General features: G+C 68.2%; 19 protein-coding genes and 2 pseudogenes. 19 read left to right on the top strand and 2 right to left on the bottom strand.

Annotated elements, in window-relative coordinates; all coding sequences use genetic code 11:
• Nucleotides 1-8 precede the first annotated feature (8 nt).
• From tesB to ruvB, 6 genes are all read left to right on the top strand, one after another.
• Complete coding sequence (gene tesB, locus QJR12_RS13110; RefSeq protein ID WP_300582940.1) at nucleotides 9-854, top strand: acyl-CoA thioesterase II; 846 nt, start codon at nucleotides 9-11, stop codon at nucleotides 852-854.
• Between the two features lie 7 nt (nucleotides 855-861).
• Nucleotides 862-1,458, top strand: coding sequence for a pyridoxal 5'-phosphate synthase glutaminase subunit PdxT (gene pdxT, locus QJR12_RS13105; protein WP_300582937.1), 597 nt, complete (start codon nucleotides 862-864; stop codon nucleotides 1,456-1,458).
• A gap of 96 nt (nucleotides 1,459-1,554) precedes the next feature.
• Complete coding sequence (locus QJR12_RS13100) at nucleotides 1,555-2,310, top strand: YebC/PmpR family DNA-binding transcriptional regulator (protein ID WP_300582934.1); 756 nt, start codon at nucleotides 1,555-1,557, stop codon at nucleotides 2,308-2,310.
• A 113-nt stretch (nucleotides 2,311-2,423) separates the two neighbouring features.
• Nucleotides 2,424-2,978 carry a crossover junction endodeoxyribonuclease RuvC gene (locus tag QJR12_RS13095; RefSeq protein WP_300582931.1) on the top strand — a complete coding sequence of 185 codons (555 nt, stop codon included), beginning with the start codon at nucleotides 2,424-2,426 and terminating at the stop codon, nucleotides 2,976-2,978.
• A complete protein-coding gene (gene ruvA / locus QJR12_RS13090) occupies nucleotides 2,975-3,574 on the top strand; it encodes a Holliday junction branch migration protein RuvA (RefSeq protein ID WP_300582929.1) in 600 nt (199 codons plus the stop codon). Before QJR12_RS13095 ends, ruvA begins: the two co-directional genes overlap by 4 nt.
• Complete coding sequence (gene ruvB, locus QJR12_RS13085) at nucleotides 3,571-4,629, top strand: Holliday junction branch migration DNA helicase RuvB (protein WP_300582926.1); 1,059 nt, start codon at nucleotides 3,571-3,573, stop codon at nucleotides 4,627-4,629. The genes ruvA and ruvB overlap by 4 nt, the downstream gene beginning before the upstream one ends.
• Nucleotides 4,630-4,652: 23 nt before the next feature.
• Here ruvB and gabT read toward each other — a convergent pair whose 3' ends face one another.
• A complete protein-coding gene (gene gabT, locus QJR12_RS13080) occupies nucleotides 4,653-5,993 on the bottom strand; it encodes a 4-aminobutyrate--2-oxoglutarate transaminase (RefSeq protein ID WP_300582923.1) in 1,341 nt (446 codons plus the stop codon).
• 230 nt (nucleotides 5,994-6,223) lie between these two features.
• Here gabT and yajC point away from each other — a divergent pair, with 230 nt between their 5' ends.
• The 7 genes from yajC (at nucleotide 6,224) to QJR12_RS13045 (ending at nucleotide 15,140) form a co-directional block, all read left to right on the top strand.
• Complete coding sequence (gene yajC, locus QJR12_RS13075) at nucleotides 6,224-6,568, top strand: preprotein translocase subunit YajC (protein ID WP_300582921.1); 345 nt, start codon at nucleotides 6,224-6,226, stop codon at nucleotides 6,566-6,568.
• Between the two features lie 140 nt (nucleotides 6,569-6,708).
• The gene (gene secD / locus QJR12_RS13070; protein WP_300582918.1) at nucleotides 6,709-8,445 is read left to right on the top strand and encodes a protein translocase subunit SecD; all 1,737 of its coding nucleotides are present in this window, start codon (nucleotides 6,709-6,711) and stop codon (nucleotides 8,443-8,445) included.
• Nucleotides 8,446-8,491: 46 nt separating this feature from the next.
• Entirely contained in the window at nucleotides 8,492-9,772 is a 1,281-nt protein-coding gene (secF, locus tag QJR12_RS13065; RefSeq protein WP_300583433.1) for a protein translocase subunit SecF, read from the top strand.
• Nucleotides 9,773-9,776: 4 nt separating this feature from the next.
• Entirely contained in the window at nucleotides 9,777-11,435 is a 1,659-nt protein-coding gene (locus tag QJR12_RS13060) for an ABC transporter substrate-binding protein (RefSeq protein ID WP_300582916.1), read from the top strand.
• Nucleotides 11,432-11,965, top strand: a complete 534-nt coding sequence (locus QJR12_RS13055) for an adenine phosphoribosyltransferase (protein WP_366526312.1) — start codon at nucleotides 11,432-11,434, stop codon at nucleotides 11,963-11,965. Before QJR12_RS13060 ends, QJR12_RS13055 begins: the two co-directional genes overlap by 4 nt.
• A 32-nt stretch (nucleotides 11,966-11,997) precedes the next feature.
• Nucleotides 11,998-14,370 carry a bifunctional (p)ppGpp synthetase/guanosine-3',5'-bis(diphosphate) 3'-pyrophosphohydrolase gene (locus QJR12_RS13050; RefSeq protein ID WP_300582913.1) on the top strand — a complete coding sequence of 791 codons (2,373 nt, stop codon included), beginning with the start codon at nucleotides 11,998-12,000 and terminating at the stop codon, nucleotides 14,368-14,370.
• A gap of 461 nt (nucleotides 14,371-14,831) precedes the next feature.
• Entirely contained in the window at nucleotides 14,832-15,140 is a 309-nt protein-coding gene (locus QJR12_RS13045) for a hypothetical protein (protein WP_300582911.1), read from the top strand.
• A 30-nt stretch (nucleotides 15,141-15,170) separates the two neighbouring features.
• Here QJR12_RS13045 and QJR12_RS13040 read toward each other — a convergent pair whose 3' ends face one another.
• The gene (locus QJR12_RS13040; RefSeq protein WP_300582908.1) at nucleotides 15,171-16,034 is read right to left on the bottom strand and encodes a peptidylprolyl isomerase; all 864 of its coding nucleotides are present in this window, start codon (nucleotides 16,032-16,034) and stop codon (nucleotides 15,171-15,173) included.
• Between the two features lie 118 nt (nucleotides 16,035-16,152).
• On the opposite strand from QJR12_RS13040, the gene QJR12_RS13035 reads away from it, so the two are divergent.
• The 6 genes and pseudogenes from QJR12_RS13035 to QJR12_RS13010 all read left to right on the top strand — a co-directional run bounded on the left by QJR12_RS13035 (nucleotide 16,153) and on the right by QJR12_RS13010 (nucleotide 23,151).
• Nucleotides 16,153-16,821 (top strand): MBL fold metallo-hydrolase, encoded by a 669-nt coding sequence (locus QJR12_RS13035; protein WP_300582905.1) that lies wholly within the window; start codon nucleotides 16,153-16,155, stop codon nucleotides 16,819-16,821.
• Entirely contained in the window at nucleotides 16,818-18,089 is a 1,272-nt protein-coding gene (gene hisS / locus QJR12_RS13030) for a histidine--tRNA ligase (RefSeq protein WP_300582902.1), read from the top strand. The genes QJR12_RS13035 and hisS overlap by 4 nt, the downstream gene beginning before the upstream one ends.
• A 122-nt stretch (nucleotides 18,090-18,211) precedes the next feature.
• Nucleotides 18,212-19,225 carry an Rv2578c family radical SAM protein gene (locus tag QJR12_RS13025; protein ID WP_300582899.1) on the top strand — a complete coding sequence of 338 codons (1,014 nt, stop codon included), beginning with the start codon at nucleotides 18,212-18,214 and terminating at the stop codon, nucleotides 19,223-19,225.
• 602 nt (nucleotides 19,226-19,827) lie between these two features.
• Nucleotides 19,828-19,989, top strand: a pseudogene (locus tag QJR12_RS13020) (ABC transporter ATP-binding protein); the annotation flags it as partial.
• A gap of 158 nt (nucleotides 19,990-20,147) precedes the next feature.
• Nucleotides 20,148-21,479: a CBS domain-containing protein gene (locus tag QJR12_RS13015; RefSeq protein WP_300582897.1), complete on the top strand. Its 1,332-nt coding sequence runs from the start codon at nucleotides 20,148-20,150 to the stop codon at nucleotides 21,477-21,479.
• A pseudogene (locus QJR12_RS13010) lies at nucleotides 21,479-23,151 on the top strand (NRAMP family divalent metal transporter). The gene QJR12_RS13015 and the pseudogene QJR12_RS13010 overlap by 1 nt, the downstream one beginning before the upstream one ends.
• Nucleotides 23,152-23,236 lie beyond the last annotated feature (85 nt).

Here is a 23,236-nt window from a genome sequence, read left to right as displayed (position 1 = left end):
CACCCTGCATGTCGATCGAGGAGATTCTTGATCTCGAGCAACTCGAGGTCAACATCTACCGCGGGCGGGTGTTCAGCCCGGAGTCGGATAATTGGCAACGCACCTTCGGCGGGCACGTCGCCGGCCAGGCGCTGGTCTCCGCGGTTCGCACCGTTGATCCTCGCTATCACGTCCACTCGCTGCACGGTTACTTTCTGCGCCCCGGAGATGCCAAGGCGCCCACGGTTTTTCTTATCGAACGCATCCGCGACGGCGCGTCGTTTTGCACTCGGCGGGTCAATGCGATCCAGCACGGGCAGAGCGTTTTCTCGATGTCGGCGTCGTTTCAGACCGAACAGCGCGGCATCGAGCACCAGGATGCGATGCCCGCGGCGCCACCACCGGACGACCTGCCGGGATTGAGTTCTATGAAGGTGTTCAACGGCGCGGGCTTGAGCCAGTTCGACGAATGGGATGTCCGGATCGTGCCGCAGCCGCGCCTGGTGAGGTTGCCCGGAAAAGCCTCCCAGCAGCAGGTGTGGTTCCGGCACCGCGATCGCTTGCCCGACGACCCGGTGCTGCACATCTGCGCGCTCGCCTACATGAGCGACCTGACATTGCTGGGATCGGCGCAGGTCAACCACCTGGAGGAGCGACACCACCTGCAGGTGGCGTCGCTGGATCACGCGATGTGGTTCATGCGCCCGTTCCGGGCCGACGAATGGCTGCTCTACGACCAGTCTTCGCCGTCGGCCTGCGGTGGCCGTGCGCTCACCCAGGGCACGATCTTCAACCCGCACGGCCAGCTGGTCGCGGCGGTGATGCAGGAGGGCCTGACCCGCTACCCGCGGGATTACCGGCCCCCGACGCGGTGAGCGCGCCGTGAGCACACCGCGGATCGGGGTGCTGGCCCTGCAGGGGGACACCCGGGAGCATCTGGCGGCACTCGGGGAAGCCGGTGCGCAGCCGACGCCGGTGCGCCGCCGCGGTGAGATCGACACCGTGGATGCGCTGGTGATCCCCGGTGGGGAGTCGACGACGATGAGCCATCTGCTGCGAGAGCTCGGCCTGCTGGAGCCGCTGCGGGACCGGCTGGCCGACGGGTTACCCGCGTTCGGGGTGTGCGCCGGGATGATCCTGCTGGCCGACGAGATCCTCGACGCGGGCGCGGCCGGCCGGGAGGCGGTGCCGCTGCACGCCATCGACATGACGGTGCGGCGCAACGCCTTCGGACGGCAGGTCGACTCGTTTGAAGGCGATATCACGTTCGCGGGGCTATCGGCCCCGGTGCGGGCGGTGTTCATCCGCGCACCATGGGTCGAACGCGTCGGCCCACAGGTACGGGTGCTGGCCCGTGCCGGCGGGCACATCGTTGCGGTGCGGCAGGGCCCGATGCTGGCCACCGCCTTTCACCCGGAGATGACCGGTGATCGGCGCATTCACCGGCTGTTCGTCGACATCGTCACCGGCAAGGCGTAGCGGCGCGCCCGGCTCACGGCCCGACAACCGCTGCCCTGCCCCCCACGTAGACTCGTCTGGCCAGGGATACGCACAGGGATGTGAGATAGGACGGCGATGAGCGGCCATTCCAAGTGGGCCACCACCAAGCACAAGAAGGCCGTCATCGACGCTCGCCGCGGGAAGATGTTCGCCCGGCTGATCAAGAACATCGAGGTCGCGGCCCGTGTCGGTGGCGGTGACCCGGCGGGCAACCCGACACTGTACGACGCCATCCAAAAGGCCAAGAAGAGTTCGGTGCCCAACGAGAACATCGAGCGGGCCCGTCGGCGGGGCGCCGGCGAAGAGGCCGGCGGCGCCGACTATCAGACCATCATCTACGAGGGCTACGCCCCCAACGGGGTGGCGGTGCTCATCGAGTGCCTGACCGACAACCGCAACCGGGCCGCAAGCGAGGTGCGGGTGGCGATGACCCGCAACGGCGGCACGATGGCCGATCCCGGGTCGGTGTCGTACCTGTTCGCCCGCAAGGGCGTGGTCGTCTTGGAAAAGAACGGCCTGACCGAGGACGACGTGCTGGCAGCGGTGCTGGATGCCGGTGCCGAGGAAGTCAACGATCTGGGGGACAGCTTCGAAATCATTTCCGAGCCGGGTGATCTGGTCGCCGTGCGGACCGCGCTGCAAAACGCCGGGATCGACTACGAGTCGGCGGAGGCGAGCTTTCAGCCGTCGGTCAGTGTGCCCGTGGACCTCGAGGGAGCCCGAAAGGTGTTCCGGCTCGTCGAAGCGCTCGAAGACAGCGACGACGTGCAAAACGTGTGGACCAATGTCGAGGTGTCCGACGAGGTGCTGGCCGCGCTGGAGGAGGACTGAGCGCACCGGCTCGACACACCATCGAATGTGAACACCGGCGCGTGTCCTGCCGGCCGGCGTCGGCCCCGCACGCTAGGCTCTCGAACAAGAGTTCGGCATCATGGGAGGTTGACGTGCGGGTGATGGGAGTCGACCCCGGCTTGACACGCTGCGGGCTGTCGGTGGTCGAGTCCGGGCGCGGCCGCCAGGTCATCGCCCTGGACGTCGACGTGGTCTACACGCCCGCAGACGTGCCGGTGTCACGGCGGCTGATGGTCATCAGCGACGCCGTCGAGCACTGGCTGGACACCCATCATCCCGACGTGCTCGCTATCGAGCGGGTGTTTTCCCAGCTAAACGTGTCCACGGTGATGGGCACCGCCCAGGCCGGCGGCGTGATCGCGTTGGCGGCCGCCAAACGCGGCATCGACGTGCACTTCCACACCCCCAGCGAGGTCAAAGCCGCGGTCACCGGAAACGGTGCGGCCGGCAAGGGGCAAGTCACCACGATGGTTACCAAAATCCTTGCGCTGCAAGCTAAACCGACGCCACCCGATGCGGCTGACGCCCTGGCTTTGGCGATTTGTCACTGCTGGCGCGCGCCGATGCTCGCCCGGATGGCGGCCGCCGAGGCGCTGGCGGCCGAGCAGCGCGCGAAGTTCACCGCGAAAGCCCGGGCCGCCCGATGATCGCCTCGGTTCGCGGGGAAGTGCTCGATGTCGCGCTGGATCACGCCGTCATCGAAGCCGCCGGTGTGGGTTACACGATCATGGCCACGCCGGCCACGCTGGCAACGCTGCGCCGGGGCAGCGAGGCCCGGCTTATCACCGCGATGGTCGTCCGCGAAGATTCGATGACGCTGTATGGCTTCACCGACACCGACACCCGGGACCTGTTTCTGACCTTGCTCGGGGTCTCCGGTGTCGGGCCGAAGACCGCACTGGCCGCACTGGCGGTCTACGACACGCCGGCGTTGCGCCAGGCGCTCGCCGACGGCGATGTGACGGCACTGACCCGGGTACCCGGGATCGGCAGGCGCGGCGCCGAGCGGATGGTGTTGGAGTTGCGTGACAAGGTGGCACCCTCGGCCACGGCAACAGCGACGGTCAACGGTCACGCGGTGCGCGGACCCGTCGTGGACGCCCTTGTGGGACTTGGGTTTGCGGCCAAGCAGGCGGAGGAGGCCACCGACCGGGTGCTGGCTTCCCTCAGCGGTCACCACGAGGGGGTCAGCACGTCGAGCGCACTGCGGGCGGCGCTGTCGCTGCTGGGGAAGACGAAGTGAGTCGCCTCGGGGAGCCGCAGGCCACCGAGCGGGAGGTGTCGGCGGCGCTGCGGGTCGGGGAAACCGACGCCGACGCCGGGCTGCGGCCGCGCTCGCTGCGGGAGTTCATCGGCCAGGCACGGGTGCGGGAGCAGCTGCAACTGGTCATCGAGGGCGCCAAGAATCGGGGCAGCGCACCGGATCACATTCTGCTCTCCGGGCCGCCCGGGCTGGGCAAGACGTCGCTGGCGATGATCATCGCCGCCGAACTCGGATCATCGCTGCGGGTCACCTCGGGGCCCGCGCTGGAACGCGCCGGCGATCTCGCCGCCATGTTGTCCAACCTTGCCGAGCACGATGTGCTGTTCATCGACGAAATCCATCGCATCGCGCGGCCGGCCGAAGAGATGCTCTATTTGGCGATGGAGGATTTCCGGGTCGACGTCGTCGTGGGCAAGGGCCCCGGGGCGACCTCGATTCCGCTGGAGGTTGCCCCGTTCACCCTGGTCGGCGCCACCACCCGCTCCGGCGCGCTGACCGGCCCGCTGCGCGACCGGTTCGGCTTCACCGCCCACCTGGATTTCTATGAGCCGGCCGAACTGGAGCGGGTGCTGGCCCGCTCGGCGGGAATCCTGGGCATCGAGCTGGGCGCCGAGGCCGGCGAGGAGATCGCCCGGCGCTCGCGGGGCACCCCGCGGATCGCCAACCGGCTGCTGCGCCGGGTGCGTGACTTCGCGGAGGTGCGGGCCGACGGCGTCATCACCCGTGACGTCGCCAAGTCCGCCTTGGAGGTCTACGACGTTGACGAACTCGGCCTGGACCGGCTGGACCGCGCCGTGCTCTCGGCGCTGACCCGCAGCTTCGGCGGCGGGCCGGTCGGGGTGTCGACCCTGGCGGTCGCGGTGGGAGAGGAGGCCGCCACCGTGGAGGAGGTGTGCGAGCCGTTTTTGGTGCGCACCGGCATGATCGCGCGAACTCCGCGAGGCCGGGTGGCGACCCCGCAGGCCTGGACCCACCTGGGCATGGTGCCTCCCGCCGGGGTCGGCGGCCTGGGACAACCCGGCCTGTTCGACTAAACGGTATGGGGTGGCCGGGGTCGCTACAGCTGCGCCAGGATCGAGGCCAGCACGTCGAGGCCCTCGGTGAGCAGCTCATCGCTGATGGTCAGCGGCGGCAGGAACCGCAGCACGTTGCGGAACGTGCCCGCGGTCAACACGATGACCCCGGCGGCACGGGCGGCGTGGGCCAGCGCCGCGGTGAGCTCGGGGTCCGGGTCGGCGGTCGGGGGCCGCACCAGCTCGACGGCGATCATGGCACCGCGGCCGCGGATGTCGCCGATGCGCTCGTCGGCCTCCTGCAGCCGGCCCAGCCGGTCTTTCATCAGCGTTTCAATCTGGCGGGCCCGCTCGATCAGCCCGTCACGTTCAATGGTCTCGATGGTGGCCAGCGCGGCCGCGCACGCGATCGGGTTGCCGCCGAACGTGCCGCCCAGACCCCCGACGTGCACGGCGTCGATGACCTCGGCGCGCCCCGTCACCGCCGAGAGCGGCAGACCGTCGGCGATCCCTTTGGCGGTGCAGATCAGGTCGGGTTCGACGCCCTCGTGTTCGCAGGCGAACATCGCGCCGGTGCGAGCGAAACCGGTCTGCACCTCGTCGGCGACGAACACCACGTCGTTGTCGGCGCACCACGCCCGCAGTGCGGGCAGAAACCCGTCGGCGGGGACGATGAACCCGCCTTCCCCCTGGATCGGTTCGATGACCAGCGCCGCCAGGTTGGTGGCGCCGACCTGCTTGTCGATGACCTCCAGCGCGCGTTCGGCCGCCAACCGGCCGTCGGTGGCGAGCCGCTTGTCGACCAGCGCGTCGCGATATGGGTAGGACAGCGGCGCCCGGTAGATCTCCGGGGCAAACGGACCGAAGCCGCTCTTGTAGGGCATCGACTGGGCGGTCAGCGCCATCGTCAGGTTGGTGCGGCCGTGGTAGGCGTGGCCGAACGCGACCACCGCGGTCCTGCGGGTGTACGAGCGGGCGATCTTGATGGCGTTCTCCACCGCCTCGGCACCGGAGTTGAACAACACCGAACGCTTGTCCCCGCCGCCCGGGGTGATGCGGTTGAGCTGCTCGGCAACCGCGACATAGCCCTCGTAGGGCGTCACCATGAAGCAGGTGTGGGTGAAACACGCCACTTGGGCGCGCACGGCGTCGATCACCCGCGGCGCGGCGTTGCCGATCGTGGTGACCGCAATGCCCGAAGCCAGGTCGATGAGCCGGTTGCCGTCCACGTCCTCGACGATGCCGCCTTCGGCGCGCGCGGCGTACACGGGCATAGCACTGGCGACACCGCGGGCCACCGCGGCCGCCCGCCGGTTGGCCAGCTCCCGTGATGCGGGCCCGGGGATGTCGGTGACCAGGTGTCGGCGCTGTTCGAGAGCGGGCACGTTGATCACCTTACGGCGCGCGGCCGTGCCCGGGCCCGGTGTTCCCGGGTGTCGCGGCTTGCCGCCCAACCCGCCGGCCGGACGCGCCGCGGGCTTACCGGCGCGGCAATGGCAGACTGACAGCTACGAAACTTCCGACCTGAGCTGGTCCGGTGACACCCCCGTCCCGCAAGAGACCCACCGAAAGACCGAGAAAAACCCGTGACCCATTAGGAAAGATCACCGTCGCCATGGACCCAATTGTCTTCTTAGTCCTGCTGCTCATCGTGATCGCGTCCATCATGTACGCGTCGCGGCGGCAAAAGCGGGCGATGCAGGCCACCCTGAACCTGCAGGCATCGCTGGATGTCGGCGACCGGGTGCTCACCACCTCGGGATTGCAGGGGGTCATCACCGCGGTCACCGATGAGACGGTGGACCTGGAGATCGCGCCGGGTGTGGTGACCACCTGGATGAAGCTGGCCATCAAGGAGCGCATCGAGCCGGAAACCGCCGAGCCGGCTGCGGATGGGGCCCCCGGCGTCGACCTCGCCGACGGCGATTCCGGGACCACCGAGGTCGAACCGGAGACTTAAGCCGGGCGGGGGCCGCCCCCGGGCACGTAATCTTTGCGGGTGCCCGGGTGCGCGGGTGCAGGGTGCCCGGCGCCGGACGCACCGGGGATGGCACACCAACCGCCGCCGGCGGAGCGCATGAGGGAGGAGACTGAGACACCGTGGCATCGCCTTCGGCCGCGCATCCCACCCGCTATCTGTCGGTGTTCGCGGCCCTGCTGATCGGCGTTTACCTGCTGGTGTTTTTGACCGGTGACAAGCGCGCCGATCCCAAGCTCGGTATCGACCTTCAGGGCGGTACCCGGGTCACGTTGACCGCGCGCACCCCCGACGGCTCGCCGCCCACGCGGGAGGCGCTGGCGCAGGCGCAGCAGATCATCAGCGCGCGGGTCAACGGGCTGGGCGTTTCCGGCTCGGAGGTCGTCGTCGACGGCGACAACCTGGTCATCACGGTGCCCGGGAACAACGGCAATGAGGCCCGCAACCTGGGCCAGACCGCACGGCTCTACATCCGTCCGGTGATCAACGCGATACCGGCCCAGTCCGCCACGAAACCCGAGCAGCCACCGCCGCCTCCCGCACAGGAACCGGCCAAGCGCGGGCCGGATGCCAACCCTCCGGCAGCGCCCCCGGCGACCCCGGCGCCGCCGGCCCAGCCGCGGCCATATCCGCTGGAGCCGACGCCCAGCCCCGCTCCTACGCCACCGGGACCCGGCGCCCCGGCGCCCACGACGGCGCCGGCGCCGCCCGTCGTGCCGGGACCGCCGGACCCGCGCAAGGACCTCGCCGAGCGCATCGCCGAGGAGAAGAAATGGCGGCAAAGCACCAACCCGACCATCCAGTTCCTGGCCTTGCAATTTGAAGCCACGCGCTGCGGGCGTGACGACATTCTGGCCGGCAACGACGACCCGAAGCTGCCGTTGGTGACCTGTTCGACCGACCACAAGACCGCCTACCTGTTGGCGCCGTCGATCATCAGCGGTGACCAGATCCAAAACGCGACTTCCGGTTTCGACCAGCACACCGGCGCCTACGTCGTCGACTTGCAGTTCAAAAGCGCAGCGGCCAACACCTGGGCCGACTTCACCGCGTCGCACGTGGGCACACAAACCGCATTCACCCTGGACTCGGAGGTGGTCAGCGCCCCGGTGATCCGGGAAGCCATCCCCGGCGGCCGGACCCAGATCACCGGGGATTTCACCGCCAGCACAGCACGCCAGCTGGCAAACGTCTTAAAGTATGGGTCGTTGCCACTGTCGTTCGAAGCGTCGCAGGCTGAAACCGTTTCAGCGACATTGGGTTTGACGTCACTGCGTGCAGGGCTGGTTGCCGGCGCAATCGGGCTGATCCTGGTGCTGGTGTACTCGCTGCTGTACTACCGGGTACTGGGATTGCTTACCGCATTGTCGTTGACAGCCTCCGGTGCAATGGTTTTCGCGATCCTGGTGCTTTTGGGCCGATACATCGACTACACCCTTGACCTTGCCGGCATCGCGGGGCTGATCATCGGTATCGGTACCACCGCCGACTCGTTTGTGGTGTTCTTCGAGCGGATTAAAGACGAGATCCGCGAAGGCCGTTCGTTTCGCTCGGCGGTTCCGCGAGGATGGGTGCGGGCCCGCAAGACGATCATGTCGGGCAATGCCGTCACGTTCTTGGCCGCCGCGGTGTTGTACTTCCTGGCGATCGGCCAGGTGAAGGGCTTCGCATTCACCCTGGGCCTCACCACGATGCTCGATACCGTCGTGGTGTTCCTGGTGACCTGGCCGCTGCTGTACCTGGCGTCCAAGTCGGTGACGCTGGCCAAGCCGGCATACAACGGGCTGGGAGCGGTGCAGCAAATCGCACGTGAACGCAGGGCCGTCGCTTATGCACGGGCCCAGGCAGGACGGGAATAGCGAGATGGCTTCCAAAGCGAATACCGAAGCGAATACCGAGGACGGGATGGCCGCCGGGGCGGTGGAAATCACCGAACCCGGCGTGGGCGACGCCTCCGGCGTGGCCGCCGGGGGGCCGCGGCGCAACTTTTTCACCCGGCTCTACAGCGGCACCGGGGCGTTCGAGGTGGTGGGACGCCGGCGGTTGTGGTTCGGGATCAGCGCGGTGATCGTGGCGATCGCGGTCGTCAGCATCGTGCTCCGCGGGTTTACCTTCGGCATCGATTTCAAGGGCGGCACCACGGTGTCGTTCCCCCGCGGCAGTGGCGATCAGCAAGTACGGGTCGGCCAGGTCGAGGACGTTTTCCGCCATACCCTCGGCATCAACCCCGAGTCGGTGGTCATCGTGGGCAGCGGCGCCTCGGCGAGCGTGCACATCCGTTCCGAGACGCTGTCGAACGAGCAGACCTCGAAACTGCGCAACGCCCTGTTCGACGCGTTTCACCCCAACGGTGCCGACGGCCGACCCAGCAAACAAGCCATCAGCGATTCCGCGGTGTCATCAACCTGGGGCGGCCAGATCACCAAGAAGGCGCTGATCGCGCTGGTCGTGTTTCTGGTGCTGGTCGCCCTCTACATCACCGTGCGCTACGAGCGCTACATGGCCATCTCCGCGCTCACGACGATGTGCTTCGACCTGACGGTTACCGCCGGGGTGTATGCGCTGGTCGGCTTCGAGGTCACCCCGGCCACGGTCATCGGCCTTTTGACGATCCTGGGTTACTCCCTGTACGACACCGTCATCGTGTTCGACAAGATCGAAGAGAACACCCACGGTTTCCAGCACACCACCCGGCGGACCTTCGCCGAACAGGCCAACCTCGCAATCAACCAGACGTTCATGCGGTCGATCAACACCAGCCTGATCTCGGTGCTTCCGGTGACGGCGCTGCTGGTGGTGGCGGTCTGGCTGCTGGGTATCGGCACGCTCAAGGACCTGGCGCTGGTCCAGCTGGTCGGCATCCTGGTGGGCACCTACTCGTCGATCTTCTTCGCCACCCCGTTGCTGGTCACCCTGCGGGAGCGCACCGAGCTGGTGCGCACCCACACCCGCCGGGTGCTGCGCCGGCGTCACTCGGCCGCCCCGGCGGGCTCGCCCGCCGACGATGCCGCGGAACCGTCCGAAAACGACACGGAAAAGGAGAGTGCCGGCACGTCGTCCCCGAGCGAGACGGCCCCGGCTTCGCGGACGTCGGGCACCAAGCCGGCTCCGGGAGCGCGGCCGGTGCGGCCGGCCGGCGGTCGTCGCGGACGTCCGACGGATAAGCGAAACGCCGGGCGGCGTTAGCCCGATGACGAGGTGGCGCGCTGCCGTGGCGGGGTTGGCGGCGACGCTGGCGGCCGGCGGCTCGGGGACGCTGACGGCGTGTTCGGGTACGGCCGCCACCGCGATCACCTATGTGGTCGACGGCGCGCTGACCACGTACAACACCAATACTGTCGACGGCGCCGCATCGGCAGGGGCGCAGGCGTTCGCCCGCACGCTGACCGGTTTCGGCTACCATGGGCCCGACGGGCAGGTCGTCTCCGACCATGACTTCGGGACGATCTCGGTGGTCGGTGGCGACCCCCTGGTGCTCGATTACCGCATCGCCGACCCCGCCGTCTACTCCGACGGAAAGCCGATCACCTGTGACGACTTGGTGCTGGCCTGGGCGGCCCAATCCGGGCAGTATCCGAGCTTCGCCGCCGCCAGCCAAGCAGGCTACGTCGACATCGCCGGCATCGACTGCGTGTCGGGACAGAAGCGGGCCCGGGTGTCCTTCGCCCCGGGCCGTAGCATCGTCGATTACACCCAGCTGTTCACCGCGACCTCGATGATGCCGTCGCATGTCATCGCCGATGAGCTGGGTGTCGACGTGACCGCCGCGCTGCTCACCCACAACACACCGGTGGTTGACCGCATCGCCCGGGCGTGGAATACCATGTGGGACCTCAAGCCGGGCCTGCAGCCCGACACGGTCAGGAAACGCTTCCCCTCATCGGGACCCTACCGGCTCGACCGGGTGCTCGACGGGGGCGCGGTGGTGCTGGTCGCCAACGAGCGCTGGTGGGGCAGCCAACCGGCGACCAAGCGGATCACCGTGCGCTCGGCCGGGGCCGACATCCAAGACCGGCTCAACAAGCGCAGCGTCGACGTGCTCGACGTCGCGGCCGGCTCGTCGGGCGCGCTGATCACCCCGGACGGCTATCAGCGCACCGACTCGCCGTCGGACGGGATCGAGCAGCTGATCTTCGCGCCGCAGGGACCGCTGGCACAGATTCCCGCGCGCCGGGCGTTCGCGCTGTGCACGCCACGCGATGTGATCGCGCGCGACGCCGCCGTGCCGATCGCCAACGCACGGCTCAACCCGACCATCGACGACGCGGTCGTCGAAAACGACAGTGCCCCGCCGGCCGGGCAATTCGACACCTCTGACCCGCTGGCCGCCCGGGCGGCGCTCGGCGGCCCGCCCCTGGCGGTGCGGCTCGGCTATCGGGCGCCCAACGCGCGGCTGGCCACTACCGCCGGAATGATCGCCAAGGCGTGCGCCCCGGCCGGGATCACGGTCACCGACGTTGCCTCGGACTCCACCGGGCCGCAGACGCTGAAGGACGGACATATTGACGTGCTGCTGGCCAGCACCGGTGGAGCCACCGGCAGCGGGTCGACCGGATCGTCCGCGATGGACGCCTATGACCTGCACACCGGCAACGGCAACAACCTCTCCGGGTACAGCAACGGGCAAATCGACCGCATCATCGGCGAGCTGGCGGTGTCCGCCGACGCCGGCGAGCGGGCGCGGCTGCTGGCCGAAAGCACCCCGGTGCTTTGGGCCGACATCCCGACGCTGCCGCTGTACCGCCAGCAGCGCACCCTGTTGATGTCGAAGAAAATGTATGCCGTGAGCGCCAATCCGACCCGCTGGGGCGCGGGCTGGAACATGGACCGCTGGGTGCTGCTGCGGTGAGCGCAGCCGAGTCCCTCGATGACATCATCGCATCGCTGACCCGCGAGGCGGCCGACTTTCCCACCGCGGGCACGCAGTTCAAGGATCTCACCCCGCTGTTCGCCGACCGCCGCGGGTTGGCGGTGGTGACCGACGCGCTGGCCGCCGTCGCATCCGGCGCCGACCTGATCGCCGGCCTGGATGCCCGCGGGTTCCTGGTGGCGGCGGCCGTCGCCACCCGGCTGGGCACCGGGGTGCTGGCCATCCGCAAGGGCGGCAAGTTGCCGCCCCCGGTGCGCACCGAGACCTACACCCTGGAGTACGGCACCGCCACCCTGGAAATCCCCGCCGACGGTATCGCGCTGGCGGGGCGCAGCGTGGTCGTCGTCGACGACGTGCTGGCCACCGGCGGCACCATCGCGGCGGCGTGTCGGCTGCTCGGGCACAGCGGTGCCCGGGTGACCGCGGCCGCGGTGGTGCTGGAGCTGACGGCGTTGGGGGGTCGGGGGACGGTGGCCCCGGTGCCGGTCCACAGCTTACGGCGTATCTGAACGTCCCGGAGCGATATCCTGGAGCAGCGGAGGTGAGCAACGTGGCGGACGACCAGGGCGCGGTGCAGGCGCTGCAGCCGACCGTGCCGGCGCCGCCGCCTCCCGACGCCCTGCCGGCCGGGGAACGGGTCGGGCTACGGGCCGGCACCAGCACCTCGCGCCGGGTGCGCGCCCGGCTGGCGCGGCGGATGACCGCCCAGCGCGGCGCCATCAACCCGGTGCTGGAACCCCTGGTCGCGGTGCACCGCCAGATCTACCCCAAAGCCGACCTGGCGTTGCTGCAACGGGCCTACGAGGTCGCCGAGCAGCGCCACGCCAGCCAGCTGCGCCAGTCCGGGGACCCCTACATCACTCACCCGCTGGCCGTCGCCAACATCCTGGCCGAGCTGGGCATGGACACCACCACGCTGGTGGCCGCGCTGCTGCACGACACCGTCGAGGACACCGGCTACAGCCTGGCGCAGCTGTGCGAGGAGTTCGGTGAGGAGGTCGGCCATCTGGTCGACGGCGTGACCAAGCTGGATCGGGTGGTTCTGGGCAGCGCCGCCGAGGGCGAAACCATCCGCAAGATGATCACCGCGATGGCCCGCGATCCGCGCGTGCTGGTGATCAAGGTGGCCGACCGCCTGCACAACATGCGCACCATGCGTTTCCTGCCGCCGGAAAAGCAGGTCCGCAAGGCACGCGAGACACTGGAAGTCATTGCCCCGCTTGCGCATCGGCTGGGCATGGCCACCGTCAAATGGGAGCTGGAAGACCTGGCGTTCGCCATCCTGCACCCCAAGAAGTACGAGGAAATCGTCCGGTTGGTGGCCGACCGGGCACCGTCGCGGGACACCTACCTGGCCAAGGTCCGGGCCGAGATCATCGACACGCTGAACGCCTCGAAGATCAAGGCGACGGTGGAAGGGCGTCCCAAGCACTACTGGTCGATCTACCAGAAGATGATCGTCAAAGGCCGTGATTTCGACGACATCCACGACCTGGTCGGCATCCGCATCCTCTGCGATGAGATTCGGGACTGCTATGCGGCCGTGGGCGTGGTGCATTCGCTGTGGCAGCCGATGGCGGGCCGGTTCAAGGACTACATCGCCCAGCCGCGATACGGGGTCTACCAGTCGCTGCACACCACCGTCATCGGGCCCGAAGGCAAGCCGCTGGAAGTTCAGATCCGCACCCACGACATGCACCGCACCGCCGAGTACGGCATCGCGGCGCACTGGCACTACAAAGAAGCCAAGGGCCGCAATGGTATTCCACATCCTCATGCGGCGGCCGAGATCGACGACATGGCGTGGATGCGTCAGCTGCTCGACTGGCAACGCGAGGCCGCCGACCCCGGCGAATTCCTGGAGTCGCTGCGCTACGACCTTGCGGTGCAAGAGATTTTCGTGTTCACCCCGAAGGGCGATGTGATCACGCTGCCCGCGGGGTCGACGCCGGTGGACTTCGCCTACGCGATCCACACCGAGGTCGGTCATCGCTGCATCGGGGCCCGGGTCAACGGGCGGCTGGTGGCGCTCGAACGCAAACTGGAAAACGGCGAAGTCGTCGAGATTTTCACGTCGAAAGCCCCCAACGCCGGACCGTCTCGCGACTGGCAACAGTTCGTGGTCTCACCGCGCGCCAAGGCCAAGATCCGGCAATGGTTCGCCAAGGAGCGCCGCGAGGAGGCGCTGGAATCCGGTAAAGAGGCGATGGCCCGCGAAGTGCGTCGCGGTGGATTTCCGTTGCAGCGCTTAGTGAACGGCGAATCTATGGCCGCGGTTGCGCGCGAGCTGCACTACAGCGACGTGTCCGCGCTTTACACCGCGATCGGTGAAGGACACGTGTCGGCCAAACATGTGGTGCAGCGACTGGTCGCGCAGCTGGGCGGCATCGACCAGGCCGAGGAGGAACTCGCCGAGCGTTCTACGCCGGCGACGATGCCGCGGCGGGCGCGCCGCGCCGACGACACCGGTGTCGCGGTTCCCGGCGCCCCGGGGGTGCTGACCAAGTTGGCGAAATGCTGCACGCCCGTCCCCGGGGACCAGATCATGGGATTTGTCACCCGCGGCGGCGGGGTCAGCGTGCACCGCACCGACTGCACCAACGCCGCTTCGCTGCAGCGGCAGAGCGAGCGGATCATCGAGGTGCACTGGGCTCCGTCACCGTCGTCGGTGTTCCTGGTGGCGATTCAGGTGGAGGCGCTGGACCGCCACCGGCTGCTCTCGGACGTGACCCGCGCCCTGGCCGATGAGAAGGTCAACATCTTGTCGGCGACGGTCACCACGTCCAAGGACCGGGTAGCGATCAGCCGGTTCACCTTCGAGATGGGGGATCCCAAGCACCTCGGGCATCTGCTGGACGTGGTGCGCAACGTCGAAGGCGTCTACGACGTCTACCGGATAACCTCCGCGGCCTAACCGCCCGGAGGCCGGCCGCCGATCACGGCGCTATCGCCGATAGCAGTGCTGCCCGAAAATCCCGGCCGGATGGCAGAAAACCTGCCCGCTCGGCAGATCCGCCGACCCCTCCACCGGCGGCGGGCACGGATCGGTTGCGGTGCCCACGCACGGGGGGCCGCTCGCGCGGTCCTGTCCCGGCAGCTCGGCACCGCCAACGGCGCCCAGGATCACCACCGTTGCGGCCCCGACGATCACGGCCAGGTGCGCGGGCCTTCGCCGCGGGTGTCCCGCAAGCGGTTGCACCCCCACCGCCCGGGTGCGCTCAAGAGTCTCAGAGTGCCGGCGTGCCCACATTGGTCTCACCGCCTAACGGCTATATATGTGAACAATAGTCCATAAAAAGAGACTTCGGTAGTTAATAAACTCTTTACGTCCATGCAATCGATGCTTTGTCCACCCATCGGCTACTTTCGATGGTCGTGGATGATCGCGAGAAAGACCCGACGGTGGTGCTGCCTTACCTGGTGGGCAGGCCCCTGGCCGCGACCGAGGTGTACCAAGCGTTCGGCTACCGCAAATCGGCCTACTATAAGGCGGTTCGTGAGGGCAGGCTGATCACTGCGGACAATCTGATCAGGGCGGCGGAGTACTTCGGGCTAAACCCCGTCGACCTACAGGTCCGCTACGGGTTGATCCCCCACCGGGCGGTCATCGACTACCTGAAGTCAGCGCCCGACCGAGCGAGATCACGCGACCTTGCCGCTGACTCCGCCGGGCCATCCGGCTAACTGCTAACGGCGCCGCAGCACGGCGGGTTGTCAGTCCAGCCGAACCGACTTGATCGTGACCTCCATGGCGGGCGGGCCGTCGTCGCCGCCTCCGGCGACGCCCGCCTTGGCGATCTTGTCCAGGGTGGCCAGCCCGTCTTGCTGGATGGTCCCGAACACCGTGTATTCGGGGGGTAGCTCGGAATCCTTGTACACCAGGAAGAACTGGCTGCCGTTGGTGTTGGGCCCGGAGTTGGCCATGGCCAGGGTGCCGCGCGGGTAGACGACGGGCCGGTGGAGTGCGGGGTCGCCGGGCGGGTACTGGTCGGTGGGGTATTCGTTGGCGAACTGATAACCCGGTCCACCGGTGCCCTCGCCCTTGGGGTCACCGCACTGCAGCACCCCCAGCGTCGGGGAGGTGGTCAGCCGGTGGCACCTGGTGTCGTCGAAGAATCCTTGCTGCGCCAGGCTGACGAAGCTGTTGACCGTGCACGGTGATTCGTTGTTGGCCAGCAGCAGGCCGACATTCCCCCGATTGGTGACCATGCTGATGCTGACCGTGGCGGGATCGGTCGGCACCTTGCCCGAGCGGGGTGGTTTGGCGGGCTTGCTGGCCGGGTTCGGCGACGGCGGGTACTGGCAGTTGGCGCCCAGATTGGCGGGCGGCTTGAACGACGGCAGCGGCGGCACGCCGGACAGCGCGGCGGTTCCGGCCTTTGCCGACGCTATTTTGCGCGCGTGCTCGCGATTGGTGAGCACCACGCTGGTCACCGCGGCGGCCACCACGACCAGGGCTGCGATCGCTGCGCCGACGATGAGGAACACCCGGCGCCGGTGGGCTTGCCGGGCACGGCGTTCCAGCTGCCGTTCGAGTTTGCGTTTCGCTGCCGCGCGTCGTTGTTGGTTGGTGGGCACCGCCGATATCCCTCCATGGGTGTGTGGTGGTGGGTAGTGAATCTGGACCGAGTGTGCCAGCCGACGCTGAACGCGGGCGCTGCGGACCCGACTCCCACCGGATGGGACACTGGGAAGCGTGCTGATCACCGGATTTCCCGCGGGGTTGCTGCAGTGCAACTGCTACGTGCTGGCCCGCCGCCAGGGCGCCGACGCCGTCATCGTGGACCCGGGGCAGCGGGCCATGGGCCGGCTGCGACACATCCTGGACCGGAATCGGCTGATCCCGGCCGCGGTGCTGCTCACCCATGGGCATATCGATCACATCTGGTCGGCCCAGAAAGTCGCCGACAGCTACGGCTGCCCCGCCTACATCCACCCCGAGGACCGGGTCATGCTGACCGACCCGATCAGCGGCGTGGGCCCGCGGCTGGCGCAGCTGCTGGCGGGCGCGTTCTTCCGCGAGCCGCGGCAGGTGATCGAACTCGACCGCGACGGCGACAAACTCGAACTCGGTGGCGTGCCGGTCACCGTCGACCACACCCCGGGTCACACCCGCGGGTCGGTGGTTTTCCGGGTCAGCCCGCCCGCGGCGCCGGATGTGGTGTTCAGCGGCGACACTCTGTTCGAGGGCACCGTCGGCCGCACCGATCTGCCCGGGGGCAGCGGCCGCGATCTGCTGACCTCGATCATCGACAAACTCCTGGTGCTCGACGACGACACCGTGGTACTGCCCGGACACGGTCCGAAGACCACCATTGGCGCCGAACGCCGCGGCAACCCGTTCCTCCAAGGCCTGAGCTCGTGACCGAATTCGTGGCACCCAAGGGGGTGCCGGACTACGTGCCGCCGGACTCGGCGCAATTCGTCGCGGTGCGATCCGGCCTGCTCGACGCCGCTCGCCGGGCCGGCTACCGCGACATCGAGCTGCCCATCTTCGAGGACACCGCGTTGTTTGCCCGGGGTGTGGGGGAGTCCACCGACGTGGTGTCCAAGGAGATGTACACCTTCACCGACCGTGGCGACCGCTCGGTGACGCTGCGGCCGGAAGGCACCGCCGGGGTGGTGCGGGCGGTGATCGAGCACGGGCTGGACCGCGGGGTGTTGCCGGTGAAGCTCTGCTATGCGGGCCCGTTTTTCCGCTACGAGCGCCCCCAGGCCGGCCGCTATCGCCAGCTGCAGCAGGTCGGGGTGGAGGCTATCGGTGTCGACGATCCGGCGCTGGACGCCGAGGTGATCGCGGTTGCCGACGCCGGTTTTCGCTCCCTGGGCCTGGAGGGATTCCGGCTGGAAATCACCTCCCTGGGCGACGAGACGTGTCGCCCCCAATACCGGGAACTGTTGCAGGAGTACCTGTTTGCGCTCGATCTTGACGAGGAAACCCGCAGGCGCGCGGAGATCAACCCGTTGCGGGTGCTCGACGACAAACGTCCCGAGGTCAAGGCGATGACGGCCGACGCGCCGGTGATGCTCGATCACCTGTCCGACGTCGCCAAGCAGCACTTCGACACCGTGCTGGCCCACCTGGACGCCCTGGGGGTGGCATATGTGATTAACCCGCGGCTGGTGCGTGGGCTGGACTACTACACCAAGACGGCTTTCGAGTTCGTCCATGACGGGCTGGGCGCGCAATCCGGTATCGGCGGCGGCGGACGCTACGACGGCCTGATGCGCCAACTCGGGGGGGCCGACCTATCCGGCATCGGATTCGGGCTGGGTGTGGATCGCACCGTGCTGGCGCTGCGGGCGGAGGGCAAAACCGTGGGGGAAAGCACCCGGTGCGACGTGTTCGGCGTGCCGTTGAGTGAGCGGGCCAAACTGCGGCTGGCGGTCCTGGCCCGGCGGCTGCGGGATGCCGGGGTGCGCGTCGATCTGGCGTACGGCGACCGGGGGCTCAAAGGGGCGATGCGCGCCGCCGACCGTTCCGGTGCGCGCCTAGCGCTGCTCGCCGGGGATCGCGATATCGAGGCCGGCAGCATCGGCGTGAAAGACCTGTCGACGGGGCAGCAGGTCGACGTGGCGATGGATTCGGTTGTCGACGAGGTGCTTTCCCGGCTGGCCGCGATGCACCCGTAGGTGGCGGTGCGGCGCCTCGGCAGCCGGCTCGGCCACCGGGGCCGGCCTTGCATCCGAGGTGAGCAGCCGCCCGGGGCGCGCCGATCCTTGACATGTCCTCGCACGTCAGTTCGAATTAAGGGATGCGGTGGGCCGGCCAGGGCATCGATGTCGACGACGGAGCGCTACCCGGACTGCAGCGGATCGGCTTGTTCCGCAGTGTGCGCACCCCCCAGTTCGACGGCATCACCTTCCACGAAGTGCTGTGCAAGTCCGCGCTCAACAAACTGCCGAGCACGGCGACCTTGCCGTTCCGCTACACCGTGAACCCCTATCGCGGGTGCTCGCACGCCTGCCGCTACTGCTTCGCCCGTCCCAGCCACGAATACCTGGAGTTCGACTGCGGCACCGACTTCGACACCCAGATTGTCGTCAAGACCAATGTCGCCGAGGTCTTGCGCCGTGAGCTGCGCCACCCGTCATGGCGGCGCGAGACCGTGGCGTTGGGCACCAACACCGACCCCTATCAGCGCGCCGAGGGCCGCTACGCGCTGATGCCCGGCGTTATCGGCGCGCTGGCCGAGTCCGGCACCCCGCTCTCCATTCTCACCAAGGGCACCTTGTTGCGCCGTGACCTCCCGCTGATCGCCGCTGCCGCGCAACGGGTTTCACTGTCGGTGGCGGTGTCGCTGGCAGTAGCGGATCCGGAGCTACACAAAGACGTCGAACCCGGCACGCCGACGCCACAGGCAAGGCTGGCGCTGATCACCGCGGTCCGCGACGCCGGTCTGCACTGCCACGTGATGGTGGCGCCGGTGCTGCCGTATCTGACCGACTCCGTCGAGCACCTCGATGGACTGCTGAGCCAGATCGCGGCCGCCGGCGCCACCAGTGTGACCGTGTTCGGGCTGCACCTGCGCGGCGCCACCCGCGGCTGGTTCATGTCCTGGCTGGCCCGCTCACATCCCGAACTGGTCGGCACCTATCGCGAGTTGTACCGGCGCGGAGCGTATCTGCCGCCACGCTATCGCGACGAACTGCACAAGCGGGTGACGCCGCTGATCGCCAGGTACCGGCTGGCCGGCGATCATCGTCCCTACCCGGCGGCGGCCACCGCCGCGGTAGGGCCGGCACCGCTGCAGGCGACGCTGTTCTGAGGCGAGGAGCGTGGGTCGGTATTGCTAACCTGGTCAGTGGTGCGGTGGCGAGGGGTGATCATCGGGTGTGACGCGAGAGTGCCGGTGGCGACGGTGTCTCTCGGGAAACGTGTCGCTGGCTGCACTTTCGCGCCTGGTCCACCCGGCGTGTTAGCAAGCCAGGCCCAAACATTCCCAGGTCCGTCGCCACGCGCGCGACGCCTGACCCGTTACCGAGTCACGCTCCTAGCCGCCGCGAGGGTTGCTGAGCGTGTGCCCCCGGGTCACCACGGTATCGCCCGCGGCATCGGCGGACAGGTTGACGTCCTCCCGGTGAGGGTCACGCTGTGCGTCGATCGGTGAGCCGGCACACCCTTCACGACCCGACCCGGGAACTTTGGTTAGCAATTGGGCGACTACTAACCATGACGTGCGCGTAGCTAACCACCGCCCCGGTGGTGAAGCGCGCACCGTTTCGACCGGGTGGGCGCGGGCGCTTCCGGTACCGCATCGGTGCCGGTGTCCGACGTACTCGGCGAATGTTGACGCGGGTCAGGGCATGGCCCCGACGGCGGGATAGGAGGTGTCTGGCAACATGGCCCGAACCCTGAAGGAGGGCGACTATGAGCGCCCGGCCGGCCGCAGATTGCCGGAACCTGACCATCCGCTACGGTCATGTCACCGCCGTCGATGATCTAAGCCTGCAGGTGAGATCGGGCGAGACGATAGGCTCGCTCGGGCCCGACGGTGCGGGAAATGCGGGAAAGATCATGGTGGTGCGCATCTCCCGGTCCAGCGTGCCGAGCAGGGTCAAGTCGCTCGGCTACGAGGTCGATGTCCTGCGGGCGCTGGGGATCGGCACACCGTTTCATCCGCTGCACAGCAGCGCTGTGCGGCGGCTAGTCCAGTCATTTCGAGTCCTGCGTTGATGGGAGGTTTTCCGATGGTTGGGTCATCCACGGAACTGGGTGTGCGGGGTGTGGGGGCACGGGTGATTCATTTGTCGGAGGTGTTGCGGGCGCCGGTGGTGACGCCGTCGGGGGAGGCAGTGGGCCGGGTGGATGACGTGATTGTGCGGTTGGGTGGGCTGGAGGCTTATCCGCGGGTGAGTGGGGTGGTGGTCGCGGTGGGGGATCGGCGGGTGTTTGTGGGGGGGAAGGCTGTGGAGGGGTTGGAGCCGGGGCGGGTGGTGTTGGCGAAAAACAAGATTGATTTGCGGGGTTTTGAGCGCCGGCTGGGGGAGGTGTTGTTGCGGGCGGATGTGTTGGGGTATCGGTTGATTGATGTGGCCGCCGGGGAGTTGGTGCGCGCCTATGACGTGGAGTTGGAGGAGACCGCGGGGGGGTGGGTGCTGGCGCGGGTGGATACCCGCCGCCCGCCGCGGTTGTTCGGGTTGCTGAAAACCCCGGGGGGTCATCCCGCCCGGGATTGGAAGGCGTTTGAGCCGTTGATTGGGCATGGCCAGTCGATGGCGGTGCGCCGGGTGTTTGGGCGGGTGGGGGCGCTCAAGCCGGCGCAGATCGCCGATTTGTTGGAGGAGGCGGATCGGGCCGAAAGCGGGGAGATCCTCGATCGGGTGCGCACCGACCCGGAGCTGGAGGCCGATGTTTTCGAAGAGCTCGACCCCGGCAAGGCCAGCCGGTTGCTCGATGACATGCCCGATGAGGAGGTGGCCGCGCTGCTGGGGCGGATGCGCGCCGATGACGCCGCGGACACGATCGTGGATGTGCGCCAATCCCGCCGGCGGCGGGTTTTGGAGTTGATGCCGGCCCCGCAGCGCACCAAGGTGCTCACCTTGATGGGGTTTCATCCCGACAGCGCGGGGGGGTTGATGAACCTGGATTTTGTGACCTGCGGCACGGCCGCCACCGCCGGTGAGGCGCTGGCCGTGATCGCCGGGGCGCGCCCCTTGCAGCCCGAGGCGCTGCTGCAGATGCATGTGCTCGACGAGCGCCAGCGGCTGGCCGGGACGGTGGCGGTGATCACGTTGCTGCAGGCCGACCCGGGTGAGGCGGTGGCCAGGCTGATGGATTCGGATCCGGTTCGGGTGACCCCGCAGGCCGATCTGACCGATGTCGCGGTGTTGATGTCGGATTACAACCTGCACCTGATGCCGGTGGTCGATGAGGAGGATCGGCTGCTGGGGGTGGTCACCATCGATGATGTGCTGGATTTCAGTGTTCCCGAGGAGTGGCGCCGGCGAGAACCCGGGCCCCGCCCGCTGCGGGACACCGGTGATCTGGAGGGGATCGATGGCGTGGGGGGTGATCGGTGATGACCGTGCAGGACCGGGTTGATGTTGAGGGGGCCGCTTTGGCGGGGGCGCCGCGGCGCGCCGCGGTGCTCGACAGCGCGCACCTGGGGGATATCGAGGGGGCGCTGGGGCGGATCCGGGTTGGTGAGTCCGAGCGCCCGCGCACGCTCAGGGCCCGGCTGGTGACCCTGCTGGCGATCATGGGGCCGGGTCTGATCGTGATGGTCGGCGACAACGACGCCGGGGGGGTGGCGACCTACGTGCAGGCCGGGCAGAACTACGGGTATAGCCTGCTGTGGACGCTGCCGCTGTTGATCCCGGTGCTGATCGTCAACCAGGAGATGGTGGTGCGACTGGGGGCGGTCACCGGGGTGGGGCATGCCCGGCTGATCAACGAGCGCTTCGGGCGGTTTTGGGGCTGGTTTTCCGTCGGGGACCTGTTCGCGCTGAACTTTTTGACGATCGTCACCGAGTTCATCGGGGTCGTTTTGGCCGCCGAGTATTTCGGGGTCTCCCGCTATGTGGTGGTGCCGGCGGCGGCGGTGGCGTTGATCGTGATCGCGGCCACCGGCAGTTTCCGGCGCTGGGAGCGGGCGATGTTCGTGTTTATCGCGGTCTCGCTGCTGGAAATCCCCATGCTGTTGATGGCGCACCCGCGCTGGGCGCACGCGGGGCATTCCTTCGTGGTTCCCGGGGTGTCGGGTGGTTTTAACTCCACGGTGGTGCTGTTGATCATCGCCATCGTCGGCACCACGGTCGCCCCCTGGCAGCTGTTTTTCCAGCAGTCCAACATCATCGACAAGCGCATCACCCCCCGTTTTATCGGCTATGAGCGCGCCGACACCACCGTGGGGGCGTTCGTGGTGGTGATCGGGGCGGCGGCGTTGATGATGACCGGCGCCTGGGTCGCCCGGGAAACCCACACCCGTGGCGAGTTCGTCGACGCCGGCGCGGTGGCGCGGCTGCTCGGTGAGCACGATCGGCTGCTGGGGTCGCTGTTTGCGATCGTGCTTTTGGATGCCGCCATCATCGGCGCCGCCGCGGTCACCCTGGCCACCAGCAACGCCTTCGGTGACGTGTTCGGGATCAAGCATTCGCTGCACCGCGGTTTTTCCGACGCCAAACCGTTTTATTTGTCCTACACCGCGATGGTGGCGCTGGCCGCGGTGATCGTGCTGATTCCCGGCGCGCCGCTGGGGTTGATCACCACCGGGGTGCAGGCTTTGGCGGGGCTGCTGCTGCCCAGCGCCACCGTGTTTTTGCTGTTGCTGTGCAACGATCGCGAAGTGCTGGGGCCGTGGGTGATCGGCCGTGGCTTAACGCGTTAGCCGGTTTCATCGTCGGGGTGCTGTTGCTGCTGTCGGCGGTCCTGATGACAACAACACTGTTCCCTCGCGTTGACGGGGTCGCCGTCACCGGCTACCTGGCCGGGGGGCTTGCCCTCGCCGGGGGCGCCGCGGTGATCCTGATGCGGTGGTCGGCCCGCCGGAAGCCCCAGCCCTTAGGGCCCGACCCCCGCTCCCGGGCGATCAGCCCCGCCGAGCGCTCCACCTGGCGGATGCCGCCGCTGGCGTTGCTGCAACCGGTCCGCTGGTCCACCGGCACCCGGCTGGGCATGCTGGCGTTGCGCGGCTATCTGGTCCTCGGCGCGATCATGCTGCTGGTCAAAGCCATCCGACTCGGTCACGGCTAGCCGTGCCGTCGAAAGCTGACCACGCGGCCGGTCGGGGCTGGACGCCACCGCCCGCGCGCTGGCGGGTGGGGATCGCCGATCGGAC

The sequence above is a fragment of the Mycobacterium sp. genome (genome assembly GCF_029961025.1).
In the GTDB taxonomy this organism is placed as follows: Bacteria; Actinomycetota; Actinomycetes; order Mycobacteriales; family Mycobacteriaceae; genus Mycobacterium.
The sequence above is the reverse complement of the archived record's forward strand: the minus strand, read 5'-3'. Positions and strand labels throughout refer to the sequence as shown.